Annotated in this window: 4 protein-coding genes; all 4 read left to right on the top strand. The window is 66.6% G+C overall.

Annotated elements, in window-relative coordinates; genetic code table 11:
* A partial coding sequence (locus tag MJD61_06170) for an efflux RND transporter permease subunit (GenBank protein ID MCG8554860.1) occupies nt 1-1,340 on the top strand: 1,340 nt, incomplete at its 5' end.
* A gap of 107 nt (nt 1,341-1,447) precedes the next feature.
* On the top strand, nt 1,448-3,181 hold the full coding sequence (locus tag MJD61_06175) for a TolC family protein (protein ID MCG8554861.1): 1,734 nt from the start codon (nt 1,448-1,450) through the stop codon (nt 3,179-3,181).
* A 279-nt stretch (nt 3,182-3,460) separates the two neighbouring features.
* Nucleotides 3,461-4,606 carry an efflux RND transporter periplasmic adaptor subunit gene (locus tag MJD61_06180; GenBank protein MCG8554862.1) on the top strand — a complete coding sequence of 382 codons (1,146 nt, stop codon included), beginning with the start codon at nt 3,461-3,463 and terminating at the stop codon, nt 4,604-4,606.
* Nucleotides 4,603-4,953, top strand: a 351-nt coding sequence (locus MJD61_06185; GenBank protein ID MCG8554863.1) for an efflux RND transporter permease subunit, incomplete at its 3' end; no start/stop codon positions are given. The genes MJD61_06180 and MJD61_06185, both read left to right, overlap by 4 nt.

A 4,953-nucleotide genomic window follows, 5' to 3' on the forward strand; every position in this document is an offset into this window, starting at 1 on the left:
CGGGCATGGCGGGCGGCGTGGGCGCGTTGGGCGCACGCGATGGAGGAGGACACCTGGCCACGGTGCGGCTGTTCCTGTTGCCCGGCGACCAGCGCGATGTGAGCTCCCGAGTCATCGCGCAGGCTTGGCGCGAGCGCCTCGGCGACATTGCCGGTGCCGAAAGCCTGCGTTTCGCTTTCAGCACGGGCGCCGGCAGCAATCCCCCCGTGCACTTTCGGCTGAGTCATCCCAATCAGGCGCTGCTCGAGCAGGCCGCTTTCGAGCTTGGCCGAGGGCTGGCAAGCTTCGAGGGCGCCTACGCCATCGATACGGGATTGAGCCCCGGCAAGGAGCAGCTCGATTTTCGCTTGCGGCCCGAGGCACGCGCGCTCGGTGTGCGCCAGCTCGATCTGGCTCGGCAGGTGCGCAGCGCGTTTTTCGGGGCCGAGGCGTTCCGCCAGCAGCGCGGCCGCGAGGAGGTCCGCGTGTTCGTGCGGCGCGCGCGGGCCGAACGCCGCTCCGAGCACGACCTGGAGGACTTCATGGTGCGCACGCCGCAAGGTGGAGAGATCCCCTTGCGCGAGGCCGCCGTGGTCGAGCGAGGCCGCGCGTATACCGCGATCGATCGCGCCAATGGACGCCGGGTAGCGGATGTCACGTGCGACCTGCAGCCTGGCCGTACCAGCTCGGGGCAGATCATCGCGAGCGTCGAGCGCTCTCTCTTGCCCGAGCTGGCCAGGCGCTATCCCGGCCTCGGTTACGAGCTGGCGGGCCAGCCCAAGAATCGGGCTGAAACCAACGAGACGCTGGGCCGCAACTTCGCGTTCGCGGTCGTGGCCATGTTCGCGATGCTGGCGATCGCGTTTCGCAGCTATGCGCAGCCACTGATCGTGCTTTCCGCCATCCCGTTCGGCATGATCGGCGCCGTGCTCGGGCACATGGCGCTTGGCTACACGCTCAGCCTGATGACCATGATGGGGGTCGTCGCGCTGTCGGGCGTCGTGGTCAACGACTCGTTGATCCTGGTGGTGGCGGTCAATCGATTCAGGCAGTCCGGCATGTCCATCTGGGACGCGGTGGTGGCCGGGGGCAAGCGCCGCTTTCGGCCGATTCTGCTCACGTCGCTCACGACCTTCTTGGGCCTGCTCCCGATGATTTCCGAGACCTCCATGCAGGCGCGTTTTCTCATTCCCATGGCCATCAGCTTGGCTTTTGGTGTCCTGTTTGCCACGGTGCTGACGCTGGTGCTCGTGCCCTGCGCCTACATCCTGCTCGACGACGCACGCAGGTTGTGGCAGTACCTGCTCGGCAATCTGGGCATAACGGCGGGGCCGGCACCCGCGCGACGCGAGCCGGGATGAGCCAGCTGTATCTCTTGGACGGTTGACAACGCGGTTAGACGGTTGGCAACGCGGTTAGGAAACTAACAAAACAACGCCGCTAGCGGCGAAGCAAACACGGTTACCTCATGCCTTCCATGGTTTTATTGTCGTTTGCAGCTTGTCTTGTTTCGAGCCTGCTCGTACCCGGCGCGCTGGCGGCCCAGGCTCGCCCGCAGGGATCCGGGGAAACCACGACCACAAGCCGCCCAAGCCGCCCAAGCCGCGCACGCCCCCCTGCGCCCGTCGTGCAGCGGCGCTTTCCGGGGCCGGCCCCCGGGGCGCCGGACCTTGCGGCTCCCGCGGCAAGCGCCCCACTGCCGCCGGTCGATGCCCAAAGCACGCTCGCACCCTACCAGGACCAGGTCCTGGTCGCGCTTGCGGCGCGCCCCGGCGGGCTGACGGCCCATCAGGTCGCTGTCCGGGCCGCGCTGAGCGCACCGGCCATTGCGCAAAAGCGAGCCGAGATGCGCATCGCAGCGGCCAAGATCGACCGGACCCTTGCGCGTTACGTGCCCGACTTCACGGCGACGGGCAGCTACATCCGCCAAAACCGTGTGGACATCGATCTCAGCGCCGGGGGCGACGGCGGTGCGCTGCTCGGTGCCAGAAACGAGGGCCCCTTCACGGTCGGTCCCTGCCCGATGCGAGCCAACACGGAATGCGTGGTCGACTCGGCGGGGATGCCCGTGGGCAGCTTCAGCTTCGCGCCCATTCAGGTGCCGCTGAACAACTTCAGCCTCCAGGCTTCCCTCAGCATACCGTTCACCGAATACGCGCTGCGGCTGCTGCCGGCAGGGCGTGCGGCCAAGCAGGAGCGCAGGGCCGCGCGCATGCAGCACGACGCCCAGCTGCTCAAGGTCATGCTGGACGCGCGCTTGGCTTTCTACGATTGGCTGAGGGCGGTCGCGCAGCTGGCCGTGACCAAGCAGTCCCGGCTGAGCGCGCGGGCACACGTTCAGGACGCCAAGGCGGGGCTGTCCGCGGGTACGCTCACTCAGGCCGACGTGCTGCGGCTCGAGGGCCTGGAGACGAACGCACAGCTTGCGGTCAACCAGGCGGCGAGCCTCGAGCTGTTGGCGCGCCAAAACCTCGCGCTGATCATGGAGATCGAGCACACGCGTTTCACCGTAGGCGAAGACGTGCTCGGCGATGTGCCCGGGTTCACGGAATCTCGGGAGCAGCTCATCGCGCTGGGAAAGCGGCGGCGTCCCGAGCTCGCAGCCCTGGCTGCTTCGGCAGGCGCCTTTCACCACGCAGCCGAAGCCGCCAAAGCGGACCTGTATCCGCGCCTGAGCGGCGTCGCCAACCTGACCCACGCCAACCCCAACCAACGCTTCTTTCCGCAGACCAACGAGTGGAATGCCAGCTGGTACGTCGGGCTCAACCTGACCTGGCGTCTGACACCGGCCATAGAGACCCACATGCTCGTGCGAGAGCTCCGTGCTACCGAGCAGTCTCTAGGCAGCCAGCTTGCAGCCATGCGGCGGGCGATCGAAATGGAAGTCAATGCCACATGGCAGGAGCTCGAGCGAGCCCGGGTGGCCGCTAGGCTTTCAGAACAGCTGAGCGCGTCGGCTCAGGCCGCTTACGAACAGCAAGTAGCCCTTTATCGAGCGGGGGAAGCCACGACGACCGCCGTGATCGAGGCCGAAGTGGAGCGCATGAACGCCACCCTGCTGCACGTCAACGCGCGTATCGATCAGCGTGCCGCCGGCGCCAAGCTGGAGCGGGCGACGGGGCGACGACAGCAACCAACATCCGGTCGCGCTGCGATGCCGGCAAGCGCCCGACAAACCGGTCTCGACGAGACGAGGAACTAGACGAGTGCTTTCAATAACCCCACAGGATCACGAATGATGTCTATTGATCTGGCTGCGGCGTGCCTGACCACACCCGGACCGTGGACGATCGCACATCGTGCTGGAGGGCGTGGTTGGTGGTCGTGTACCCAGCGTCCAAACCCGCCGTCCCATGGGCCACCTGAAACGCGCCACTTCGCCTCGATCAACTGACCTGTAACCGTCTTGAAAGCACTCCCTAGCCGAGTGCACGCCCGAAACCCCAAGTTGGCGCCCCTGGAAACAGACGAGGAACCTGACATGAATAGCTCGATTCGCTTGCTCCTGCTGCTGGCTGCAACCCTGGGTGCCTCAAGCTGCACCGAAGGCAGCACGCAGTCTTCGGGAGCACCCGCCGGACAGGCCAAGAAGCACACCCCGCGTGCGGTGGCGACACGGGTCGAAGCCGCTCGCCTGCATCCGACCCGCGCCATGATGCGGCTGATGCGGCCCGGCGAGGTGGAAGGCGCTCGCGAGGCCGACCTTGCGGCCGCGCTGGGTGGCTTCATCGAGCGCATCCGGGTCGAGGCCGGGGATCGCGTGCGCAAGGGTTCGGTGATCGCGCGCGTCGACGAGAGCATGCATGTGGCCCAGCGGGACCTGACGCTCGTGGAGCTGCAGGAAGCCGAACGCGAGCTGGCGCGTCTCGAGAAGCTCGGCGCTTCGATCGCCAAGGCGCGCGTGGACACGGCGCGCACGCGCGTGGAGCGTGCCCGCGCCCAGCATCGCATCGCCGAGATTCAAGTCCGCCGCACCACCGTCAGGGCGCCGTTCGGCGGCACGGTTGCGGACGTGCACGTGGAACAAGGTGAGGTTGCCCCGCCCGGCGCGCCAATCGTGCGCATGGTCAAGATGGACCCCGCAGTCGTGTCCGTGTCGGTGAGCGATCGCGACGTCGGCAGCCTGAGCGTCGGTGGCAAGGCGGTGATCACCGCGGCCGGCTCGGGCCGCTCGCTCGAGGGTAAGCTGACCCGGATCGAGCCCACGGCTGACCTTCGTACGCGCAGTTTCATGGTGAAGGTCGAGGTGCCGAATCGCGACGAAGTCCTGAGGCCGGGGATGATCGCCAAGGTCGAGTTTCATCAAGTCGCCGAGCGCGAGCAGTTGATCATGCCCCAGGAACTGCTGGTGACGCGACTCGACGGCAACGGCGTGTTCGTCGTCGATGAGCAGTCGGTCGCGCGCTGGCGGCCGCTCACCCTGGGTCAGGTGATCGGTGATCAGATCGTGGTCGAAGCTGGCTTGGAGGGTGGCGAAATGGTCGTCGTCGTGGGCCATCGCTCGCTGTCCGATGGCGATGCGTTGATCCTGGCACGTCAGGGCGAGTGCTGTACCAAGGGCCGGGTCGTGTTTCCTGTTGCGCAAGCCGCTGCGAGCCAGAGCGCGAGCGCCGAGGCGAGCCCATGATCAAGACCCTGGTTGAACGGGCGCCCACCGTGCTCGTGGTAGCGCTGTGCGTGCTTACCTTCGGCATCATCGAGTACGTGTCGCTGCCCAGGGAGGCTGCACCCGATATCGACGTGCCCTTCATCATGGTCAGCACGCCCTACCCGGGGGTGGCGCCCGCCGACATCGAGTCGCTGGTAACAAACCCCCTCGAGAACGAGCTGACCGGCGTCAAGGATCTGAAGAAGATGAGCTCGACCTCGGCCGAAGGCGTGAGTCTCATCACCCTCGAGTTCGAGCCCGAAGTCGTGATCGACGAAGCACTGCAGCGCGTGCGCAATCGCGTGAGCCGTGCCGAATCCAAGATC

The sequence above is a fragment of the Pseudomonadota bacterium genome, assembly GCA_022361155.1.
Lineage (GTDB): Bacteria > Myxococcota_A > Polyangia > Polyangiales > JAKSBK01 > JAKSBK01.

Coding starts and splice junctions, on each gene's coding strand:
- MJD61_06175 (MCG8554861.1), top strand. CDS start 1,448: ATGCCTTCCATGGTTTTATTGTCGTTTGCAGCTTGTCTTGTTTCGAGC.
- MJD61_06180 (MCG8554862.1), top strand. CDS start 3,461: ATGAATAGCTCGATTCGCTTGCTCCTGCTGCTGGCTGCAACCCTGGGT.